Source organism: Clostridioides sp. ZZV14-6153 (assembly GCF_020657855.1).
Classification (GTDB): domain Bacteria; phylum Bacillota; class Clostridia; order Peptostreptococcales; family Peptostreptococcaceae; genus Clostridioides.
Map to the genome: position 1 here is coordinate 468816 of NZ_JAGWCZ010000001.1, position 23474 is coordinate 492289.

Annotated in this window: 24 protein-coding genes; 16 read left to right on the forward strand and 8 right to left on the reverse strand. The window is 27.0% G+C overall.

Annotated elements, in window-relative coordinates; genetic code table 11:
- The first annotated feature begins 19 nt into the window (after positions 1–19).
- Positions 20–823, forward strand: a complete 804-nt coding sequence (gene proC / locus KGF46_RS02190) for a pyrroline-5-carboxylate reductase (protein WP_227856595.1) — start codon at positions 20–22, stop codon at positions 821–823.
- A gap of 80 nt (positions 824–903) precedes the next feature.
- Here proC and KGF46_RS02195 read toward each other — a convergent pair whose 3' ends face one another.
- Positions 904–2067, reverse strand: a complete 1164-nt coding sequence (locus KGF46_RS02195) for a DUF1002 domain-containing protein (RefSeq protein ID WP_227827358.1) — start codon at positions 2065–2067, stop codon at positions 904–906.
- Between the two features lie 266 nt (positions 2068–2333).
- Here KGF46_RS02195 and KGF46_RS02200 point away from each other — a divergent pair, with 266 nt between their 5' ends.
- From KGF46_RS02200 to KGF46_RS02230, 7 genes are all read left to right on the forward strand, one after another.
- Entirely contained in the window at positions 2334–2810 is a 477-nt protein-coding gene (locus KGF46_RS02200; RefSeq protein WP_227841905.1) for a type I restriction enzyme HsdR N-terminal domain-containing protein, read from the forward strand.
- 290 nt (positions 2811–3100) lie between these two features.
- Positions 3101–3985, forward strand: a complete 885-nt coding sequence (locus KGF46_RS02205) for an RNA polymerase sigma factor RpoD/SigA (protein WP_227841904.1) — start codon at positions 3101–3103, stop codon at positions 3983–3985.
- A 695-nt stretch (positions 3986–4680) separates the two neighbouring features.
- Positions 4681–6225: a murein biosynthesis integral membrane protein MurJ gene (gene murJ, locus KGF46_RS02210; protein ID WP_227861776.1), complete on the forward strand. Its 1545-nt coding sequence runs from the start codon at positions 4681–4683 to the stop codon at positions 6223–6225.
- A gap of 35 nt (positions 6226–6260) precedes the next feature.
- Entirely contained in the window at positions 6261–6920 is a 660-nt protein-coding gene (gene deoC / locus KGF46_RS02215; RefSeq protein WP_227841903.1) for a deoxyribose-phosphate aldolase, read from the forward strand.
- Between the two features lie 187 nt (positions 6921–7107).
- The gene (locus tag KGF46_RS02220) at positions 7108–7476 is read left to right on the forward strand and encodes a GntR family transcriptional regulator (RefSeq protein ID WP_227432872.1); all 369 of its coding nucleotides are present in this window, start codon (positions 7108–7110) and stop codon (positions 7474–7476) included.
- A gap of 3 nt (positions 7477–7479) precedes the next feature.
- On the forward strand, positions 7480–8355 hold the full coding sequence (locus KGF46_RS02225; protein ID WP_227827362.1) for an ATP-binding cassette domain-containing protein: 876 nt from the start codon (positions 7480–7482) through the stop codon (positions 8353–8355).
- The gene (locus KGF46_RS02230) at positions 8356–9147 is read left to right on the forward strand and encodes an ABC transporter permease (protein ID WP_227856591.1); all 792 of its coding nucleotides are present in this window, start codon (positions 8356–8358) and stop codon (positions 9145–9147) included.
- A 175-nt stretch (positions 9148–9322) separates the two neighbouring features.
- Here the strand turns inward: KGF46_RS02230 and cdeA are convergent, their stop codons facing one another.
- On the reverse strand, positions 9323–10648 hold the full coding sequence (gene cdeA / locus KGF46_RS02235) for a multidrug efflux MATE transporter CdeA (RefSeq protein ID WP_227861777.1): 1326 nt from the start codon (positions 10646–10648) through the stop codon (positions 9323–9325).
- A gap of 420 nt (positions 10649–11068) precedes the next feature.
- Here cdeA and KGF46_RS02240 point away from each other — a divergent pair, with 420 nt between their 5' ends.
- The 4 genes from KGF46_RS02240 to KGF46_RS02255 are packed head-to-tail and all read left to right on the forward strand — an operon-like array spanning position 11069 to position 13261.
- Positions 11069–11653: a TlpA family protein disulfide reductase gene (locus KGF46_RS02240; RefSeq protein WP_227827365.1), complete on the forward strand. Its 585-nt coding sequence runs from the start codon at positions 11069–11071 to the stop codon at positions 11651–11653.
- A complete protein-coding gene (locus KGF46_RS02245; protein ID WP_227827366.1) occupies positions 11646–11795 on the forward strand; it encodes a CD1871A family CXXC motif-containing protein in 150 nt (49 codons plus the stop codon). Before KGF46_RS02240 ends, KGF46_RS02245 begins: the two co-directional genes overlap by 8 nt.
- A 10-nt stretch (positions 11796–11805) precedes the next feature.
- A complete protein-coding gene (locus KGF46_RS02250) occupies positions 11806–12705 on the forward strand; it encodes a 4Fe-4S binding protein (RefSeq protein WP_227861310.1) in 900 nt (299 codons plus the stop codon).
- Positions 12706–12709: 4 nt separating this feature from the next.
- Positions 12710–13261 carry a hypothetical protein gene (locus KGF46_RS02255; protein ID WP_227827368.1) on the forward strand — a complete coding sequence of 184 codons (552 nt, stop codon included), beginning with the start codon at positions 12710–12712 and terminating at the stop codon, positions 13259–13261.
- A gap of 316 nt (positions 13262–13577) precedes the next feature.
- Here KGF46_RS02255 and KGF46_RS02260 read toward each other — a convergent pair whose 3' ends face one another.
- The 4 genes from KGF46_RS02260 to KGF46_RS02275 all read right to left on the reverse strand — a co-directional run bounded on the left by KGF46_RS02260 (position 13578) and on the right by KGF46_RS02275 (position 17308).
- Positions 13578–14420, reverse strand: a complete 843-nt coding sequence (locus KGF46_RS02260; RefSeq protein WP_227827369.1) for a creatininase family protein — start codon at positions 14418–14420, stop codon at positions 13578–13580.
- A gap of 371 nt (positions 14421–14791) precedes the next feature.
- A complete protein-coding gene (locus KGF46_RS02265; RefSeq protein ID WP_227841899.1) occupies positions 14792–15439 on the reverse strand; it encodes a lactate utilization protein in 648 nt (215 codons plus the stop codon).
- A 538-nt stretch (positions 15440–15977) separates the two neighbouring features.
- The gene (locus KGF46_RS02270; RefSeq protein WP_227827371.1) at positions 15978–16892 is read right to left on the reverse strand and encodes a DUF2935 domain-containing protein; all 915 of its coding nucleotides are present in this window, start codon (positions 16890–16892) and stop codon (positions 15978–15980) included.
- A 233-nt stretch (positions 16893–17125) separates the two neighbouring features.
- A complete protein-coding gene (locus KGF46_RS02275; protein ID WP_227432883.1) occupies positions 17126–17308 on the reverse strand; it encodes a hypothetical protein in 183 nt (60 codons plus the stop codon).
- A gap of 420 nt (positions 17309–17728) precedes the next feature.
- Between KGF46_RS02275 and KGF46_RS02280 the strand changes: the two genes are divergently transcribed.
- The 4 genes from KGF46_RS02280 to KGF46_RS02285 all read left to right on the forward strand — a co-directional run bounded on the left by KGF46_RS02280 (position 17729) and on the right by KGF46_RS02285 (position 20682).
- Positions 17729–19045, forward strand: a complete 1317-nt coding sequence (locus KGF46_RS02280; protein WP_285894653.1) for a sensor domain-containing diguanylate cyclase — start codon at positions 17729–17731, stop codon at positions 19043–19045.
- Between the two features lie 23 nt (positions 19046–19068).
- Positions 19069–19428 carry an EAL domain-containing protein gene (locus KGF46_RS20205; protein WP_285894655.1) on the forward strand — a complete coding sequence of 120 codons (360 nt, stop codon included), beginning with the start codon at positions 19069–19071 and terminating at the stop codon, positions 19426–19428.
- A 35-nt stretch (positions 19429–19463) separates the two neighbouring features.
- On the forward strand, positions 19464–19673 hold the full coding sequence (locus KGF46_RS20210) for an EAL domain-containing protein (protein WP_304521576.1): 210 nt from the start codon (positions 19464–19466) through the stop codon (positions 19671–19673).
- A 190-nt stretch (positions 19674–19863) separates the two neighbouring features.
- Entirely contained in the window at positions 19864–20682 is an 819-nt protein-coding gene (locus tag KGF46_RS02285) for a MerR family transcriptional regulator (protein ID WP_227827372.1), read from the forward strand.
- A gap of 142 nt (positions 20683–20824) precedes the next feature.
- Here KGF46_RS02285 and feoB read toward each other — a convergent pair whose 3' ends face one another.
- Both feoB and KGF46_RS02295 read right to left on the reverse strand, forming a co-directional pair.
- Positions 20825–22945 carry a ferrous iron transport protein B gene (feoB, locus tag KGF46_RS02290; protein ID WP_227827373.1) on the reverse strand — a complete coding sequence of 707 codons (2121 nt, stop codon included), beginning with the start codon at positions 22943–22945 and terminating at the stop codon, positions 20825–20827.
- Positions 22946–22970: 25 nt separating this feature from the next.
- Entirely contained in the window at positions 22971–23198 is a 228-nt protein-coding gene (locus tag KGF46_RS02295) for a FeoA family protein (protein WP_227827374.1), read from the reverse strand.
- Between the last annotated feature and the right edge of the window lie 276 nt (positions 23199–23474).

The window sequence follows — 23474 nt, forward strand, 5'->3', positions numbered from 1 at the left end:
TTTAAGGAGGAGTATTACAGTGAAAAAAATTGGATTTATAGGTGCAGGAAATATGGCCAGTGCTATGATAGGTGGTATAGTAAATTCAAAATTAGTTGAACCTAATATGGTAACAGCATCAGCATATACTCAAGGAACTCTTGATAGAATACATGCAAATTTTGGTATAAATACTACAAAAGATTCAAAAGAGGTTACTAGAAATTCTGATATAGTAATTGTAGCTGTTAAGCCAGACATATATGATGATATTTTAGAAGAGATAAAAGATTTTGTAGATGATAGTAAAATTATAGTTACAATAGCAGCAGGAAAATCTATAAAAGATATAGAGGCAATTATAGGTGAAAATAAAAAAATAGTTAGAACTATGCCTAATACTCCTGCACTTGTAAATGAGGCTATGTCTTCAATATCTATAAATAAAAATATAAAAGATGAAGACTTAGAAGCAGTGGTAGAAGTATTTAGTTCTTTTGGAAACACTGAAGTCGTACCAGAATATCTTATAGAAGCAGTGATTGGAGCGAGTGGTTCTGCACCAGCCTATGTGTTTTTGTTTATAGAAGCTATTGCAGATGCAGCAGTAATTGCAGGAATGCCAAGACAACAAGCATATAAATTTGCAGCACAAGCAGTTATGGGTTCTGCAAAAATGGTACTTGAAACAGGAAAACATCCTGGTGAACTAAAAGATATGGTATGCTCACCTGGAGGGACTACTATAGAAGCAGTTAAAGTCCTTGAAGAGGAAGGTTTTAGAGCATCTGTTATAAAAGCTATATGTGCATGTATAGAAAAATCTCAAAAAATGAGTGAGTAACTAAGAATTTATTGGAAATAAAAAGAATTGCCTTTTATAGAAAATTTCTATGTTAGGCAATTCTTTTTTTTACTTAATTTTTAAAATAAGCCTGAAAGCCAATTTTTTATTTTTTCAAAGAAACCAACTGAGTCGTCAGTATTGGATTGATTTTCAGAATTATTAGTTGTGTTATTTTCACCTGATTGAGAGCTACCATTATTTTCACTATTATTTTCTGAATTATTTGTATTGCTATTATCATTAGAGTTGGTATTATCTTGTGGATCTATTTGAACACCATCTGTAGAGTTTATCACAGCATTTGAGCCAAGAGACTCATCATTAGTGTTATTTAAGATTCCTAGATCTTTTTTATCTCCTCCTGAGAATAAACCAGAGAACCAATCTCCTATTCCACTAAACCATCCACCTATAGTATCTAGTATTCCAGAGCCCTTAACACTTTCACCTAATTTTTTTAATTGTTCATTTACATTATTTGATACATTGTCTAATGTATTTTTCATGTTGTTGTAATCATAATCCTGGTCAGCTATTTTTTTCATTACACCTTGAATTTGCTCTTTTTGTTCTGGTGTAATAGTAATATTGTAATTATTTACAACATTATTTATTGTGTTGGCTATTTGATTAGTATCCTTTGTACCATTTTTTACAATTTCTGTTTTTATATCATTCATTACACCAGTTGCTTTTTCTTGACCTATATCATCTCCTAAATCACCTGTAACTACTAACTCTTCAGAAGCAATTTCCTTTTTTGTTTCGTCAAGTTTTTTTCCTGATGCATCTTCAAATGCTTTCATAATTCCTGTCAATGCACCAGTACCACTTACAGGATATGGAGCAGCAGCAATAACATTTGCATTTTCAAGGCCAGCTGTTGTAAGTGTTGAAGCAATCATTGAGCTAGTTACCCAAGTTAAATTTGCTGTTTTAACATTAATGCCATTGCCTTTTGTTGTAGGCTCAACATATGAGCAAGAAATAGTAACTTTACCAAGTTGGCTCTCTGTTGCAACACCTTGTAAATATTGTCTTTCTTCTGCATTTGTTACATCTAAAACTAAGACTTGGTCTTTTTTAACTCCAAAATAATTAAGCATTTGTTGCTTTTGAGACTCTGATAAGTTAGCTCCAAGTGTAACAACATTTGTACCATCTGCATAAGCAAGGTTTAAACTTCCAAACACAAGCATAGTAGATATAATAATAGAGCTAATTTGTTTTTTAAACTTCATAATAATCCTCCTAGATTTAACATACATTACATTTTCAATATATATTTTATCAATATATTGAATAAAAATATGTGCTACATTTCTATTATACTAAATATAAACTATTTTTTAAATCAATGCGATTACAAGTTTGTAATAAAAAAGGTAATATAAGGTAAATAATAAAAAAATAATTTTTATAAGAGATTGAAAAAACAATTAATGTAGTATACTATAATATAGAAATGATTATGATAATGTTATAGAATCGGAAGGAGAAAAAATAAATGTCAAAAGAATTAGTAAAAGATAGAGTAATAAAATATTTAATAGAAGATTTATTAGTACCTCAGGATATGATTGATACAAATGTTGAATTAGCAGAATTTGAAGAAGGTGCAGAGGGAACTTTAGATATTATTGTAAATGTTAAAGATGATGAGGATTATTACGCTCCAGTAATGATAGTACAGTGTTTAGATGAAGATGTAGAATTAGAAGGGGAAGTTTTACAAAAACAAATAGAATTTCTAGAAGAAGTAGATAACATAACTATGTCAGGTAGATTGGTTTTAACTAATGGTGATGCTATGATGTATGCTGATTGGAGAGGCGAAGAGTATGATACTGAGGCAGCACTTCCAACTTATGACATAATGGTAAAAGAGTTTAATGAGATGGAACAACAAGTTAAAGCTTTAGAAGAAGAACATCATCATCACGATGAAAATTGTGGATGTGGATGCAATCATCATGAAAAGTAAATAACAAGCATATATATATAAAAAGACTGTTTAATTAACAGTCTTTTTTTAGACATATATCAATTTAAAAACTTAGGATATAACAATATATAATAAAATAAATTATATATATAAGAAGGATATTAGGGTTAGAAGTAGAATAATATTATAGGTATAGTTTTTATAACTTTGTATACATAATATACAAAACAACTTATTTGAAGAAGAGGATATTATGTAATTGCAGATTATGTAGTTTTAAATTATTTATTTTTGTTTTAGCAAATTCTATGAATAGAAGGGGTTTGATTATGGATACTAAAAAAGAAAATAATTATGAAAATTATATTTGTGTGGGTTCATCAAATGTATCAAATGCGATGAAAATGTATTTAAAGGAAATTGAGGAATACAAAATGTTGTCAGCGGGAGAAGAGGTAGAGCTGGCAAAGGAAATAATCAACTCATCTTCAGTAGCAAAGGAAAAGTTTATAAATTCAAATTATAGGTTGGTAGTGAGCATAGCAAAAAGATATAAAAGAGATAGTATTGATATGCTAGATTTAATTCAAGCGGGAAATATAGGACTTATAAAAGCAGTAGAGAAGTACGATTATAAAAAAGGATACAAATTTAGCACTTATGCCACATGGTGGATAAAACAAAGCATAACAAGATATATTGATGATTGCGAAAATACTATTAGAATACCTATACATCTTCACCAAAGAATAAATTTTGTAAAGAAAAAGAAACAAGAACTTTTAAATGTATTATTAAGAGAACCAACTGTAGATGAGATTGCAGATGCTTGTGGTCTTGAGGTTGAGAAAGTATTGGAATTATTAAAACGAGATAAAAATGTTGTATCTTTGGATACACCATTAAAAGAAGATGAAGATAGTAGTTTAGTTGAATTTATACCATCAGATGCTGATTTTAAAGATGTTGTAATGTATGAAGTGGAACAACATAATTTAAAAGAAAAAATAGAAGAATTACTTACAGGTCTTGGAGAACAAGAACAGCAGGTTTTGAGAATGAGATTTGGCATTGATGATGATGACCCTAAGACATTAGAACAGATTGGAAAAGTGTTTGGAGTTACTAGAGAAAGAATAAGACAAATAGAAGCTAAAGCAATAAGAAAATTAAGACATCCAAGTAAATTAAAACAATTAAAGCATTTTTATTAATATTTTAAAGCTAATATAAAAGAAAGTAGGAGAAAGATTCTCCTGCTTTTATTTTTTCTTTTGTTATACTTACGCATAGTCAATAATGGTTTTTCAATAGGAAAACATGAAGTTAATAAAATAAAAATTACTTCTACATTACTTTAACTTGTAGAAAAGTTGAGTTTTTACTAGCTTAGTGACGATTATTAATAATCATATTGATATATTTTCTTTAAAATGCACTTATATATTTCTGTTAAGTATTCTTCATTGAGGAGAATACTTTTTTAAATTTTCTTTAAATGAATAGTTATTTAGTAAAAGTGATTAAAATTTTTCAAAATAGATAAAATATGTTAAAATATAACTTAAAAATGATTATATATTTTCCTTATGTGGAGATTATTAAGTTATAAGAAATGAATAAAATGAAATTTGAATATATAACCAATATAAGTGTTTTTGTTTTACCAAGATTAGAAAATAATAACTCCATTTCTGTGAGCTCAATTAAATTTATACTATTAGATTTAAATTGTAATTATAGAAAATGTTGTAGAAATAAAAAACATGAAGGTAATATTATTTATGATATATTAAAAAATAAACAACTACTATTATCTTTGTAAAATGTAGGAATAATATATTAAATTATATATAATAGGCTGGCTTTTACTGAACTAAAAGAAGTGTGTTAGAAGTGGAGTGATAAAATGAGCAAGGTAGCTAAAGCAACTTTTTACTTGATGATAGTTACTGTAATATCTAAGATTCTTGGCATGGGTAGAGAATTAGTTTTATCGTCAATTTATGGAACAGGTTTGTATACAGAAAGTTATTTGACAGCTATGAATATACCAAATATTATATTTGCAGCAATAGGAACTGCTATAGTTACTACTTTTATACCAATGTATCAAGATATAAGTAGTAAACAAGGTGAAAAACAAGCAGTAAAATTTTTAAACAATGTTTTAAATATAATAGTTGGTATATGCATAATTGTAGCTATACTGGGTGTGATTTTTTCAAAACAACTTGTGAGTATATTTGCTATAGGATTTGAAGGCGAAAGATTTGAGCTTACTGTAAAATTTACTAAAGTACTTATAACAGGAATAATATTTATAGGTATCACTAGTGTTATGTCAGCATTTTTACAAATAAAAGAAAATTTTATTATAGTTGGATTTGGTAGTATCCCCTATAATATAGTAATAATTATTTCAATAATGATAAGTACCGTATTTGGACCATATGTACTTCCAGTTGGTGCTGTAGTTGCTATGATAGTTCAGCTACTTTTTTACCTGTTTTTTGTTAAAAAAACAGATTACAAATATTCATTTTACTTAGACTTTAAAGATGATAGTCTTATAAAATTGCTGGCATTACTTTCACCAGTGTTTATAGGTGTTGCTGTTAATCAAGTAAACTCATTAGTTGATACAACTTTAGCATCTACATTAGTTAAAGGTAGCATACCAGCACTTACTTATGCAGATAGGCTAAATGGTTTTGTTACAGGGACATTTACAGCCTCAATAGTGTCTGTTATGTATCCCATGCTGTCGAAATTAAGTGCAGAGAATAATCAAAAAAAATTTACAAGTTCAGTTAAATCTAGTGTCAATATGATAATAATTTCTATGATTCCTATTTCAGTTGGGTCTATTGTTTTTGCAAATCCAGTTGTTAGAATTATATTTGAAAGAGGAGCTTTTGATGCTAGAGCAACTCAAATGACAGCAACTGCTTTAGTTTTCTATGCAGTTGGAATGACTGCATTCGGACTTAGAGATATATTAGGTAAAGTTTTTTATTCATTACAAGATACAAAAACACCTATGGTAAATGGTATTATATCTGTTTGTGTAAATATAGTGCTAGATTTAATTTTAATAAAACCTATGGTTCATGGTGGTCTTGCTCTTGCAACTAGTTCATCATCAATTGCATGTATATTGTTACTTTTCCTAAATTTAAGAAGGAAAGTAGGTTATTTTGGACAAGATAAGATAATAAAAGCAACCTTAAAATCATTAGTAGCATCAGTTATTATGGGAATTTTATCATATTTTACGTATAAATTTATATTTGGACTTTTAGGAGTAGGTAGACTTAACGAATTAGTATCATTAACCATTTCAGTAATAGTTGGAGGTGGAATTTATACATTACTAATGACCATTTTTAAAGTTGAAGAAGTTGATATGATATTAAATATTGCCAAAAGAAAGTTACACTTAAAAAACTAGTTTAACTATATTAATTATATATTTAGGAGGATTTTATGAAACACATATTAAAAACGGTAGACCATACTATTTTAAAGGCTATAACGACATGGGAAGATATTAAGGTTTTATGTGATGAGGCTATAAATATGAATGTAGCATCAGTTTGTATACCACCATCATATGTAAAAAGAGCAGCAGAATATTTAAATAGTAAAATAAAGGTATGTACAGTAATAGGATTTCCTCTAGGATATCAAACTACTGCAACAAAGGTATTTGAAGCTGAAGATGCAATTAAAAATGGAGCAGATGAAGTTGATATGGTTGTAAATATTTCAGACATTAAAAATGGAGACTATGATAAGATAGAAAATGAGATAAAAGAAATAAAAGCAATTATTGGAGAGAAAATATTAAAGGTTATTATAGAAACATGTTATTTAGAGGAATGTGAAAAAGTAAAGATGTGTGAGATAGTAACAGTGTCTGGTGCAGATTTTATAAAGACATCTACTGGAATGGGAACATGTGGAGCTACTTTGGAAGATATAAAGCTTATGAAAGAGCATGTTGGAAAAAATGTTAAGATAAAGGCTGCTGGAGGTGTTAAATCGATTTCTGATGCAGAAAAATTTATAGAGGCAGGTGCTGAAAGATTAGGTACTAGTTCAATATGTAAAATATTAAAAAATGAAGATATAACAGGTTATTAAAACTATTGATTTATGGATAAATCAATAACAATTAGATACTAGTTTAATTATAAATTTATAAAATAAAAAAACAGAGGGAAATTTCCCTCTGTTTTTTTATTTAGTATTGACAGAGAAGATTTTATAATATACTATAGTCATATAGTTAGTTACTTAAGTAATTAACTAACTTAGGAAGGAGGAATCTATGAAATTAATATTAAATAATGAAGAACCCATATTTATTCAAATAGCACGAGCAATTGAAGATGAAATATTATCAGATGGTATAAAAGAAGAAGAACAGGTTCCATCAACAACTGAACTTTCAAAGCTTTATAAAATTAATCCTGCTACAGTCTTGAAAGGAATAAATACATTAGTTGATAAGAATATTTTATATAAGAAGAGAGGGATAGGAATGTTTGTATCAGAGGGAGCAAGAAGTATCATAAAAGAAGTTAGGAAAGAAAACTTTAAAAATAATTTTATAAAAAATCTACTTCAAGAAGCAGATAAATTAGAAATAAACAGAGAAGAATTAGTCGATATTATAATAAATTTTAAGGGGGAGTAATGTATGAGTAGTTCTATTAGGATAAAAAATTTATCTCATAGCTTTAAAAAACAAAAGATTTTTGATAACGTGTCTCTGAATTTTGAAGAAAATAAAATATATGGTTTATTAGGAAAAAATGGTGCTGGGAAAACTACATTATTGAATATAATAGTAAATCAATTAATTCAGAATGAAGGAGAGATAGAAATTTCAGGAAAAAATATAAAAGAAGATTTAAAAGTATTGGAAGATATTTGTATTGTAAGAGAAAAAGAATTTTATAATTCAGATTTTAAAGTAGGTCAAATATTCGAGTTTTCTTCTAGCTTCTATAAAAATTATGATAAGGCATTAGAAGAAAAACTATGTAAATATTTTGATTTAAATATAAAGAAAAAGTATAGACAATTGTCTAGGGGAATGAAGACTATACTTTCAAATATAATAGGAATTTGTTCCAATTCAGCCATCACTATATTTGATGAACCAACAATTGGCCTAGATGCAGTAAACAGGCAAGAATTTTATAATGTAATCTTAGATAATTATATAAAAAATCCAAGAACGATAATAATATCAACTCATTTGATTGATGAAATAGATGATTTATTAGAGCATGTAATAATATTAAATGAAGGTAAGATTATTATAGATGAAGATATTGATACTATAAAACAAAAAGCTCATTATATTACTGGAAGCAGAGAAGAAGTAGAAAAGTTAGAAGCAATAAGAAATGTAAAGCCTAAGAAATCATTTGGAAATACAGTTGCCTACTTTTACTATGGTGACTTTAGTAAAAACGATGAAAATATAATTGAAAATTCAAATATAGATGTAGGATACATAGGATTACAAGATATGTTTGTAAGTATGACTAAAAAGGAGGTTTTGTAATTGAATGAATTAAGACCATATATGAAATTTTTTAATAAAAATACAAAACTATATATAATTTTATTTTTGGTAATGGGTGCTTTTTTAAATGTTTTACCACTTATTATTGTAACTTTTGCTAATTTGCCTAAACAAGACTTATCATCTTTCACAACGCCACTTTTAAACTATATAAGTATACTAATATTTGTATATGGAATATCCATAGTAAATAAAGATTTTTCAGGAGCTTTAAGTATAAGGGCAGATAGAAATAATTGTATAAAAGCTATTATACTAACCTTAATTATTTTGTCCTTTGTTCTTTCTATTATAAGTATAGTTTTAATATTTTTATCAAAGTTATCTATGGAGTTTATAACTGGTTATAAGGTGGATATATTATCTTTACTGAAACAAGATTTACTTTGGACTTCTATACCCATGATAATAGAATCATCAACAGCAAATATGCCACTAGCTTACTTAAATTATTTTATAAATTTATGTATTAGTGAAATGTGTATAGGTTTGATAGGTGCTTTGTTGGGTGCTTTTACATATAGAGTTAGAAAAGCTACTAGCTTTACTCTATTGATAGGATTACCAATATTGATATTAATTTATGTAGTTAACTTTGCAATTAAACATACACAAAAAATGCTTATACATTTAGATAAAATTATTATTTTATTTGCAAATCCTTCTGTTTTATTAGGGTTAAAAGTAGGAGCCATATTTATTTGTATAGCCTTAATAATATTACTACTTAGAAGAGCTCCAATCAAGGATTATGCAAATGATTTATTATAGTTAAAATAAAAATTACCTTAAAAGTAGATTTAAATAGTACTAGTAAAAAGCCCTTAAAAACCATTTGTTTTGGATTTTAAGGGCTTTAATTTCATTGCAAATATAAAGTTTCTAAAGTGAAATTTGAATACGGTTACTTTAAGCTAGCTTTATTAACTTTAACAAGTATATTTTACTAATACTTATATTTACTCTTATATTTTTTTATAAACAATATAGATATAAATATAGTTATAATTTCAGCAAATGGAACAGTAAGCCACAATCCATTTAGATGCAATATAGGAGGAAGAATTATAATTCCTATAATTATAAAAACAAAGGCACGACTAAAAGATATAATAGCTGAAATTTTTCCGTTGTGAAATGATGTGAAAAATCCTGATGCAAATATATTTATGCCAACAAATAAAAAAGCAAAAGCAAATATTTTTAGACCTTGTAAAGCTAAACCAAATACTCCATTATCAGGATTTACAAAAACTCTAACAATAAGTGGTGCAAAAACTAACGCTACAATAAAAACTAAAATAGAAGAAACAAATATAAATTTTAAAGAATGTTTAAATGTTTCTTTTAACTTATCGCTATTTTCAGCACCAAAATTATAACTTATCAATGGTGATACTCCAGCAGCAAAACCTAGATAAACCGATGTCATCAAAAAGTGAGCATAAAGTACTATAGTAAGAGCTGCAAGTCCAGTTTCTCCTGCTAATCTTAAAGCAACTATATTAAATAAGAATGTTGTAATTCCTGTAGATAATTCTGTAACCATTTCAGAAGAACCATTTATCATTGTATCTCTTATAAGTCTAAAATCAATTTTCGGTTTTTTTAGTTTTAATGTAGACTTACTTGATAAGAAGTAGGCTACACCTAAAATACAAGTTAAAATGATACCTATAGCAGTTGCAACAGCAGCACCTAGAAGACCCATTCCAAAATATTTAATAAACACGTAATCTAATATTATATTTGTTACACCTCCAATTACTGATAGAAATAAACTAAATTTAGAGTTTCCATCAGTTCTTGCAAAATATTCAAATATAAATTTTAAAATATAAAAAGGTGTACATAAAATCATTACTTTACCATAAGTTATACAATAAGGTAGTAGTTTATCAGTTGCTCCAAGTAAAATAGATATTTCTTTGACAAAAAAATACGAGATTACTGTGAATAAAATTCCAATAATCAATGAAAATAAAACTATAAAAGAAAATGTAGAATTGGCTTCATCTTGTCTATTTTCCCCCATACGTATAGAAACTATGGCTCCTCCACCAGTTGCCATCATTATTCCAAAACCACAAACAAGGTTGATTATGGGTAGTACAATATTTATACTGGCAAGAGCATCTGAGCCAACTAATGTTGACACAAATATACCATCTATTATTGTGTATAAAGATATAAATACCATGGATATAATTGCAGGAGAAACAAATTTTAGAAATTCAAAGGTAGTGAATTTTCTTGTAAATAAATTTTCCATAAATTTTACCTCCTTTTATTACTCTCTATATATAATAAAGTATATAGTAACTATATAGTCAAGAAAAACTTTGTTAATACTATAAATGGCTTTAAATCAATAATAACTTATGTTAAGTAGGATTTATAGAATAGCGATTAATGAACTTTTATTGAAAGAATAATTATATTGTATTGAAAAGATAATTATATCTTAAGAAAATCTTTAGAAATATAGGTATATAATCTTAAGTTTTACAGTTTATCATATATATAAGATTTTGTTTGATAAGAAGTATATTTTAGTAACTATATATCTTCAATATAGTTTTCTTTAGGTTAGCTATTATTTATTAAATATAATAACTATAGTATAGATGATGGGTTACTCTTATTTCAATCAACAATTTTATATATTATATAGATATTAGGAGTGTGAAGTATGAAAAGGTTTTTTGTATTAGTTTTAGGATGTGTTTTTGCTTTAGGTATACTTTCTGGTTGTAGTAAAAAAGAGTCTAAGCCTATAGACACAAGCAAAAAGAATAGTGAATGGTTCTCTAATCTAGAAACAAAAGATGTAGATGGAAATAAGGTAACAAAGGAGGTGTTTTCAAGTAAAGACCTTACACTTATTAATGTTTGGACTACTTGGTGTGGTCCATGTGTAGGTGAAATGCCAGAACTTGAAGCTTTATCAAAAGAATATGAAAGTAATAATTCAAATGTAGCTATAAAGGGATTAGTTGTAGAAGTTGATGGAGCTGATATGAAAACTGGTCTTTCAGATAAAGAGAGAGACTTAGTTAAAGATATTATGAAAAAATCAAATGCTACCTATCAACAATTAACAGTATCTGAAGGTTTGAAAAAGACTGATTTTAAAAGAATTATAGAGTTTCCAACAACTTATTTTGTAGACAAGAACGGAAAATTTGTAGGTGATAAAGTTGCAGGTGCAAATAGCAAAGAAGAATGGAAAAAAATTATAGACGAAAGATTAAAGATGGTAAAAAGTAATGAGTAACTTTATTAAAGAAAATAAAAAAGGTATTTCTATTATTGTAATTGGTATTTCATTTATTGTATTGGGCGTATATCGTGGAGAAGCAAATGTAGTATTAACTAAGGCAATTATGATTTGCCTTGAATGTATTGGTATTGGTTAGGAGAGCAATCATGAAGTTATTATCAAAAATAAACAATAATATAAGACTTATTACTCAGGTTGCATTTACAGCATTAACAAATGGATATATAAATGGTTTTTTGCAAGGGACTATTTATGGTGGAAAAAGCAAAAACTTGTGTGTACCTGGATTAAATTGTTATTCTTGTCCAGGGGCACTAGGTGCATGTCCGATAGGTTCACTACAAGCCGTTTTATCAAGTAGGGATTATAAATTTTCATTTTATGTTGTGGGTTTTTTAATGGCATTTGGAGCTTTTTTTGGACGTTTTGTTTGTGGATGGCTTTGTCCTTTTGGACTTATTCAAGATTTATTATATAAAATACCATTTCCATTAAAAGTAAAAAAAGTTTATGGTGATAAATATTTAAAATATCTAAAATACATAGTTTTAATAGTTTTTGTAATTATTTTACCAATTACTATTGTAAATGTAGCAGGTGGTGGGAATCCTTGGTTTTGTAAGTGGATTTGTCCTTCAGGAACACTATTAGGTGGGGTACCTCTTATTTTAGAAAATGAAAGTTTAAAAGAATCCATAGGATTCTTATTTAGCTGGAAATTAAGTATTTTGATATTGATTTTATTAATGTCAATAATGATTTATAGACCATTTTGTAGGTACTTATGTCCTTTAGGTGCAATTTATAGTTTATTTAATCCTATTTCAATATATAGATTTAAAATTGATAAAGATAAATGTACAAATTGCACAGCATGTCAGGCAAAATGTAAACTTGATATTCCAATATATGAAGATGTAAATAGTTTAGAATGTATTAGATGTGGTGATTGTATAAAAGCTTGCCCTCAAAATGCAATTACTACAACTTTTTCAAAGAATATAAAGGATAAATCAATATTTTTAAAAAAATGTAAGGAGAAATAATTTAATGAAGAAAATTACTATATGTATTATAATGTTTGCAATCTCAGTATTAGTATTAACTGGGTGTAATAATGACAATAAAATAAAAAGTGAAGTAGATAATATGTTTAATGCAATAAAGACTCAAGATTCTGATAAAGTAGATAAATATTTTCCCGAATCAGGGTTAGGTAATCTTATATATAGCGATAAAGAAGGATTTAAAATGTATTCTAAAAATATGTCTTGGAAAATTGAAGATATAAAGAAAAAAGGCGATAAAGTTATTGTAGCTTTAAAAGTCAATAATACAGATATGGTTTCTATATTAAAAAAGAATCCTCCTAAATTAGGAGAAATGATGCCTAATCCAACGATGAAAGATATTGATTCTGCAAATAAAAAAGAGTTTACAATCTCTTTAGAACTTGTTAAGTCTGGGGATAATTATATATGTAAAGCTAGTCCTGAGTTTGCAATGAAACTTTTAAATGTAATCACTGGAGGAGGTACAGATTATCTAGCTGAATATAATAAAGATTATTTTAAAAAACTTGATGGAGAACAAAAAAATTAAATTTCTAGATAAAATATACTCAATAATTTATTAAAATTATGGTCAATATGTAGATATTTATTATGTAAAAGTTGTTTCTTATAAAAATAAAGATGCTAATAAAGAACATGATTGGCAATATAAATATTTACTTGAATTATATAAAAATCAAAACAAGTAAATATGTAATATAAATAATATAATAAAAGTGGCACTTAATAAGTGCCACTTTTATTATATTATTTATATTTATTTATCAGAGTTTATGCAGCTTTTTTATATGTTATAAATGGATTGTATTGGTTTAAAAAATTAAGTGCTATAGTAATTATAAGTTTTAGATTTTAAGTTTTAGGCTTGATACATGGTATAAAGGATGATTCATATATTTTTCATAATTAGAACGAAGAATAAAATTATGTGTAGCTATGCATATTTGTTCTCCAGTATCATTGTTTAATTCAATTCCTAATTCTTTACTCGCTTCTTTAGGAAATCCAATATGACCTTCATTTTTAATTGTATTAATAACTTGTTGAATGTTCATCATTTCATTATCTTGAATAGATATATCAGGTCGCTCTTGATAATTATCACTTACTAATTCAGGATATAGTGCTAACATATTTGATGTTTCAATCCAGCCTGCGTGAAAATCGTTTGGAAATAATTTGATTTTTTCTTCAACAGAATTAGAAAGTTTTTTCAAAATTCTTTTTTGCTCATAATTAAAAATTGAGCCCATAGGTGCAATGGAAATTATACCATATTCTTTGTTGATTGATTCACAGGCTTGTTCTACAGCGATTGTATGTAATGGGTCAGCATGAGCAGATATAACAATGATATTTTTAACACCCCATTTGACTATATTCTCTAATGTACTATAAATTATTTTATAAATTAATTCACGGCTAACATGAATATTACCTGGGAAAGTTCCCATATCTGCAAATCCCAAAGGTATTATAGGAAGCTTTCCATAACAATAACTAGGTAAAATTGAGTCTAGTTTATCAATTGCAAGGTTAATCCACTCATCTGTTTCATAAATATCCACTCCTATTGGTAAGTGTCTACCATGTTCCTCAATTGGAGCTATACCAACAAATACTACTAGTTTTTCTTTGTCTAAATTTAAAATATCTTCCCATGAAAGAGTAAGTAAGTTATAATTCATAGTCTTGAACCTCCTGAAAATTTATTTTATTAGTGATGCTATTTTTTATAGGAATAATAATTGATATTAATATGTATATATACTACTTTACATAAAGAGTACTATATATGCATAATGATGTCAAGAAAGAAATAATTTTGTTTTTCAAAATAATGACGATTTTTTTATAATTGTTAAACAAAAAAAGTAGTAGATATTTTGATTATTAAGGTAAATAGTATGTAAGAAAATTGGAATATAGAAAATTTAAGGATAAGGTAAAAGTGATAGAGAGAAAATTCCATATAGAATTTTCTCTCTATCACGTATGTAAGTAGACTATGTAACATTATTTTATTATTTATGTAATTATTTTTGTTTACAGATGTATTTTATAGACCAAGATTTTCTCCAACCAATATTACTTTTATCTTATTTGCTGGACGACTAATCCTTGTAGTTACCATATATGCACAAATACTTTCAGGACTTGTACAATCTATACAACTACCATTAATATAGCAAGGAGTATTAACATCTTGAAAACGCTGTACAACTGCTGGTGCAGCAATTGTTCTAGTTCTTTGTATTGCATCATCAATATTTTTTACAATCTTATTCATGCCAGCAACAACTATAACATTTTTTGGTCCAAAAATCATTGCAGCTACTCGATTTCCATTTCCATCAATATTAAAAAGCTGACCATCCTCACTAATAGCATTACTACTCATTAAAAAAGTATCACATAAAAGTGCTTGACGCATAATTTCTGTTCTTTCTTCTGGGCTTTTTGCCAAATCTCTATCAATAACTTCATATCCTTTATTTTTAACAGCAATTTGCACTCCCATTTCCTTAAGCGTTTCAGAACCTCCCCATGAGACTGTGTGATTTTGAGGAATTAAATCTAAGATTTGTTGTAAAGCATCGTTTTTGGTTTTACAATAATAAGCATCAAAATAGCGTTTTTTAAGAGCTTTAACTATGTTTGGACCTAACTTATCATAACGTTTTTCTAATGGTGTTTGTCTTATCATACTAAAATCACTCCTGTATTTAAATTTTAAGGTTGTAACTATTATGCTAATTAAATTTACCTAATAGATGATTGTATAAAACCAATTTTATTATTAACATTTTCCTAAAATTATGAAAATAGTTACAATATAGTTATAACACAAATAAGTTTTTATTATAAGAGGACTGTTATTAATTTTTAGTAAATAATCAAGTGGAAAAATAGTTCTGTTAAGAGTTCTTATTTTAAAACCTATATAGAATAATGTTGTAAGTTGTAGCTGATTATATGATTTTTTGTCACAAATATTTATTATAAATAAATGACTTAAGCTCTATTGAATAATAAAAAAGTAAAGAAGCAGTCTAGATGCATCTTTACTTTAATTAGTTTCATAAAGAATATTTTGTTTTATAAAAAATAGTCATTTTAATCTATAATTATTAAATTAATATTTTTCTATTTTATATTATTCTTTATAAATAATAATATTCTTATTTTAAAATATAGACTTATATATAATTTTATATTATATAAATTTGCTTACACTTTTTTAATTACATATTTTTGTAGTTCTCCAATATTCTGATATAATGATTGGCTTCTCTTAAAACATGGTCTGCTAAAAGTGGCAATATTATAGATTTTATTTTACATTGTTCTATTCCAGATACTCCAGCCTCTTTAAAATCTTTAAACTCAACTGTTTCATCTAGAGTTTTATCTGTCATACTATCTATAGTAGTATCATTCATTTTATTTGTCTCTTCTATTAATTCCTTAAATTTTATAGCAAACTCATTTGAAGTATTGATTAGTTCATTTTCAGATGGGTCAAGTAATCCTCTCATAAACAATGCATGTTCCATCATAATTTGGTCCCAAAATAATTCTATCTCTTTAAAATCCTTTGAATCAATATCCATTTTATTTTCTAGGTCAATTACATAGGAACGATATAAGTTAGCTTCATGTATTATATGTTCAATAAGCAGAGGGTAATTTGAGGTAAATAGATTGCATGATAGCACTCCATCTAGAACTCTTTCTTTTAGATTAATAAGTCCATCAAGTAATTTTAGTGAATCTGAGTTAAGCTGAGCTACATAATTTACTAAGTCTTGACTAACTTGTGGATTTACACCACTCTGTAAATTTAATTCTCTTGTGGTTATGTTTTGATTTATTTCGATTCCTGTAAATTCCTCTGTCTTTTTTTCTGCATCCAATGTGTGACTAGTGACAATTTCTTCTGAGTATAATATATCAGGTCTAATTACACCATTGCTAGCACTAACAGCGTATGATAATAATTCCTCAAATTGGTTTTTATAGTGGTCAGCTTCTAAAGCAAGATTGTAATCTTTAGATGTAAATCCTGCTTCTAAAAAAAGAGAATGCTCTTTCATAATTCTTGAAAAAAATAAATGTAATTCAAGTGATAAAATAACATATTTTTGATTATCTATCATAATTTCCTCCCTTTAGAAAGTATCTTGTTTATAATACTTTATTCTTAATATTTGATTTTATGTATATTAGAAATAAATTAATTAAATTCTTTTGTTATTAATTTTAATATTTATTATTAAATTTTAGTTTTGAATGTATAACTTTTGGATAAAACTATTAAAACTAAAATATATAAAAGTAGGCAAGAAGAATCTTATATAAAATTCTTTTTGCCTATTTAATATACTTGATTTTATGCCAAACCACATTCACATAATAAAATCATTATTCTATGGAGACATGACTCCACAGTATCTTCGCCATATTTTTTAATAAAATCATCAATTTGAGTTTCTATAAATGAATAGTATTCTTTTAAATTAGCAATATATGCAGTCATTATATGGACACATTCATCAATTTTATCTTTAAACACAATCAATCCCCCTAAAAAACGAAAAATTAAAATATTCAGTAAATGGCATGTATTATTTCATTTGAAAACCTATATAGTATGATATATTGTCTAAAAGTATTTTACAAGTGAGTATGTAAAACTGGTTGTTATAATTGCAAAACTGGATAGATGTTTTATTATATTTTCACGAATAAGAAGTCCAGTAAGAGGTTGTGCAAATCCATTATCAAGTATATTTTTTATATATCATTTAAATTGGTAAATAGGATATTGATGTATTTTTTTTAATCAACTATAATTTAAAATATGAAGTGATAAATTTCCCAAGTAAATTAGGCTATTTAATGTATATATAAAAATGATAAGTAATCCTCTGTAATAAAAAATAATTTTGGAAATGTTGTTATAAATAATAGTAACAATGAAGGAGGCATGTATATGAACAAACATAACCTTGAAATTATATTAAATCAGATAAAGATTAATATATATATTACAGATATTCATACCAATAAAATTATTTTCATGAATAAAAATATGAAAGAAGAGTATCATAATTTAGTTCCAGAAGGAAAAGTTTGCTGGGAAGTATTATATCCTGAAAAAAATATTCCTTGTAGTTGTTGTAAGATTTCAGAATTACTAGAGAGCAATAAAAAAGGAGTATCAATAAAATGGTATGAAAAATGTAATAAGTTAAATAGAGTCTTTGAGAATTATGATAGTTTAATTACATGGTATGATGGGACAACTGTTCATATACATCAATCTATAGATATTACAAATTCTATAGCTTTAAACAAACAAGTTAAGATTGATGAGTTTTGTAAAGTATCAGATAACAATGAAAAAAAAGAGAACTTTAAGTATTTAAATACGTCAAGAGATAAATTTGATTATGATTCCACTTTATTTTATGATGCTCTGATTAGAGGTACAGATGAATATATATATATATGTAATTTAAAAACAGGAGTGTTTCGATATTCACCATCACAAGTTGAATTATTTGATTTACCAGGAGAAATTGTGGAAAATCCACTTGTCTATTGGAAAAAAATTGTACATCCAGAAGATTGGTCTCGTTTTTATAAGTCAAATATGGAAATAGGTAAAGATTATATGGATTATCATACAGTTGAATTTAGAGCTAAAAATCGTAGTGGAGAATATATCTGGTTAAAGTGTAGAGGGCAACTAATGCGTGATGAATTTGGAGAGCCAAGTATTTTTGCAGGAATTATGACACAGTTAAGTAAGCAAAATAAGATTGGCCCATTAACACAGCTATTGAACTACTATGAATTTATGAGTGTATTTGAAGAAAAACTTTCAAATCCCATGATTGAAAAATTATGCATAATGCTACTAAATATTGATGACTTTAAGAATGTTAATGAGATGTATGATAGATCTTTTGGAGATAACATAATAAAAACTTTAGCACAATCCATAAAGTCTATTTTGCCAGGTAATGCCGAACTTTATAAACTTGATGGTGATGAAATGGGAATTCTTGTTGATAATGTTAAAGAAAATGACATTCGAATTCTATATGAACAGATACAGAATTTGATTATACATCTTCAATTGTGGAGAAAATATGGATTAAATATAACAATTTCTACTGGATGTGCTATATATCCAAAACATGGAGATACAGTAAAAGAACTTTATAAATATGCTAGCTACTCTTTACAGTATGCTAAAGAGCATGGAAAGAATAAACTTGTTTTTTCTCTGAAAAAATCTTGAAAAATAAAGTGTATTCATTGGAAATGATGTGGGAGTTGAAAGCATCAATTAATGATAATTTTCAGAGATTTAGTCTTCGATTTCAGCCACAAGTAGACACACAAAGTCATAAAATAATAGGTGTAGAAGCACTTTTAAGATGGACTAACCAGAAAGGTGAAGCAATTTCTCCTTTAGAATTTATTCCAATTTTGGAAGAAAATGATATGATAAATGATGTGGGAGCATGGGTACTTCGAATGGCATTACGTACTTGTGGTGATTGGATTGATTATAATCCTCTTTTTACAGTAAGTGTAAATATTTCAGCTGTACAAATATTAGAGGAAACGTTTATTGAGGATGTAATTAAAATTATATCTGAGGAAAATTTTCCCCAATAGATATAGTTAAAATTGATAGAGTATTTGTCAAAGACATATTAAAAAGTAAGTTTGATGCTACCTTCATACGCTTTATTGTTGCAATTTGTCATGATGTAGGAATAAGAGTGTGCTTAGAAGGAGTAGAAACACAGGAGGAGTATGATTTAGTTAAGCAAATGAAACCAGATTACATACAGGGATATTTTTTTGGAAAGCCACAAACAGCAAGAGAAATTCTAGATATTTTAAAATTAGATATCTGATACTAGTCAAATTTGCAATTTCGCATTTACTTATATAATCTATCAAGTAAATATATTTTACTTTTAACTGACATTTAACCTTTAAAATTAAAAATATACTGATTTTATTAAATAATAACTACTTGATTTAGCCAATAATAAAGAATATAGTAACTATATAGATTATAAAAAGATAAGGAGCGTACAAACCTTGGAAAAACAGTATTTTACTACAGGTGAATTTGCAAAACTATGTGGTATTTCTAAGCAGACATTGATTTTTTATGATAAAATAGGTATTTTTTCACCCGAATACAAAGATAGAAACAATTATAGATATTATTCAGTATATCAGTACGATACATTAGATATATTACAGTCATTAAGAGAAATAGGAATGAGTTTAGAAGAGATAAAAGAATATATAAAAAATAGAAGCCCTCAACTTTGTGTAGAAATGCTTAAAGAAGAAGAAAAAAAGATAAGAGAGAAAATAAAAAAATTAAAACAAATAAGTTCTAAAATACAAAACAGGATAAATACTACAGTTGAAGGTATTTCTAAGATAGATAATGAAGAAATCTATATATCCAATAGATGTGAAGAATACTTAGTATTATCAAGTGATTTGAGTAGTATAAATGATGGTAATTTTATGATGGAATTAATTGATTTTACAAATTACTGTAAGTCAAAAAATCTGTATCAGGGGTATGAATTAGGAGCAATAGTAAGTAATGAAAATATAAAAAACGGAGACTATTTAAGTATATCAAGTTTTTATTTAAAAATAGATAAAAAAATAAAAGATAAAAAGCTATATATAAAGCCAGAAGGAATGTATGGGTGTATAAAGCATATTGGAAGATATGAAGACTCTTATAAGTCCTATGAAAAATTAAAAAAATATATATATGATAATAACTATAAAATTATTGGTAATTCATATGAAGAAAGTATACTTGACTTTTTTTGTGAAAGCAATGAAGAAAATTATATGACTGAGATTTCAATTCAAATATCTATATAAGAATTAAAAATTAAAATAGAGGTATATTTAAGTAATAAGTAATTTTACTTATCACTTGAATATACCTCTATTTTAATAATAAAGTATATGAATTTTTAAATAATACTTATAGGATAAAGTTTAATGTTAACTAAATACTAAGTTATACAAATAAATTATAAACAAAAGTTGTTAAAAAACAAACAACAAAAGCAAGTACAGTAGGCATTAAAAATCCTAAGGCAGTCCATTTTAAACTTCCAGTTTCTCTTTTTATAGTCAAAAGTGTTGTTGCACAAGGCCAATGAAGTAAGCTAAATAACATAACATTTAAAGCTGTTAAATAAGTCCAGCCATGTTCTCTAAGAACTTGACCTAGAGCGCTAAAGCTATCTAATTCTATCATAGAACCAGTTGCTAGATAAGCCATTAAAAGTATAGGTATAACTATCTCATTTGCTGGAAATCCAAGAATAAAAGCCATTAATATGAAGCCATCTAGACCAATTAGTTTAGCTAAAGGGTCTAAAAAGTTTGCAACATGTGATAATATGCTCAAATCTCCTATATAGATATTTGCAAATATCCAAGTTATGACACCAGCAGGTATAGCTACCATTATAGCTCTTCCTAAAACAAATATTGTTCTATCTATTATAGAAGTATATAAAGTTCTACCTATTTGAGGAACTCTATAAGGAGGAAGTTCTAATGTAAATGTAGAAGGAACTCCTTTTAATAATGTTTTGGAAAGAGTATAAGAGACCAACAGTGTTATTATAACTCCTAAAATTATTAATAATGTTATACAAAATGCAGTTGCTATACTAGATACAAAAGAGCTAGTTATAACAGAGCTAAAAAATATTGTAGATATGGCTATTAAAGTAGGAAAACGACCATTACAAGGTACAAAGTTATTTGTAAGTATAGCAATAAGTCTTTCTCTTGGAGAGTCAATTATTCTACAACCAATAACTCCAGCAGCATTACATCCAAATCCCATACACATAGTCAGGCACTGTTTACCATGAGCACATGCTTTTTTAAATAGATGGTCTAAGTTAAATGCAACTCTTGGCAAATATCCAAAATCCTCAAGTAATGTGAATAATGGGAAAAAGATTGCCATAGGAGGTAACATTACAGAGATTACCCATGCTAAAGTCCTATATAATCCCAACACTAACATATCATTTAACCATGATGGACAATTAATGCTGTTTAATATATTTGAAATACTTGGCTCAAATCCAAGTAATAAATTAGATAGTAAAGTGGATGGATAGTTAGCACCTTCTATAGTAATCCACAGTATAGTACCTAATAATAAGAGCATTATTGGCAATCCAAATATTTTAGATGTTAATATTTTATCTACTTTTTCCTCTCTATCTGTTGATTTTTTAGCATTATTAGAACAACACTTATCACTTAACTTTTTAGCATAATCATAATTGATTTTAGTAAATTCATCTCTAGTCTTCTGTTTGTTTATATCATTTGGAATTTTTTTCTTTACTTCATTAATAGCATCTATAGAATCTTTATCTATATAATTACTCATAGATTCAAAAATACTTTCATCGCCATCAATAAGTCTAAGACCCAACCACCTAGAATTTATATTTGGCATGATATCATCTAACTCTGATTGAATTGATTTTACTGTGTTTTCTATATTTTCGCTGTATTTTACTGGCTTATTATTAAATTTATATCTATCAAAAGATACATCGTTTAAAGTCTCTAATAGCTCATCCATACCAGAACCATTTCTTGCAGCAGTTAAAACAACTGGAATTCCAAGAGATTCCTCTAAGAAATCTTTATTAATATTAATACCTTTTTTTCTAGCTTCATCTATCAAATTTATACACAAAATGACTTTATCTGTGAGTTCCATTACTTGAAAAACTAAATTTAAATTTCTTTCAAGACATGTAGCATCACATACTACAATTACTGCATCTGGATTACCAAAACATATAAAATCACGAGCTACCACTTCTTCTTGTGACAAAGCAAATAGAGAATATGTTCCTGGTAAATCTATTAATGCATATTCTGTATTTTGATATTTAAAATTACCACGAGCTGTAGCTACAGTTTTTCCTGGCCAATTTCCAGTGTGTTGTCTAAGTCCAGTAAGATGATTAAACACAGTACTTTTGCCTGTATTTGGATTACCAGCTAGTGCAATTACAAACTGGTCTTCCTTGTTATCTATATCAAACATGTCTTTTAAAGAACTCATTTTAGTTGAGTTGTGTGTTAAACCCATATTAATATCCTCCTGATATAAAATTTTAAATGTCAGAAACTAATATTAGTCTACTTTCTTCTTGTCGTAGAGCTATCTTGCTACCTCTGATGTTGTAGACAGTTAAATTATTTTTTGGTCCTTTTCTAACTACATTTATAACAGCTCCTCTAGTAAGACCAAGTGCCAACATTCTCTCTCTTAAATTACCACTAGATAATATATCTTCAACTTTAACAGTTTTTTTCACTTGAATATCATTAAGGTTTTTCATAGTAGCACCTCCATGCATGAAATTTAGCCTGAGCTAATCTTCTTATTCTAAACTATGCATTACATTATTACCTTGTTACTTTTCACAAAAAAAAGATAGGCAATATGCCTATCACAAAGTTGGGTATAATTCTTACTTTTGGGGAAAGTAGAATATAGAATAAAAATTAACATTTTAAATCTATATAATTATTGAATTTTGATAATAAAAAAGTCAGAAAGCGCAAAAGCCTTCTGACTTATATAAGGTATTTTCAAATACCTAGATATCAATTCA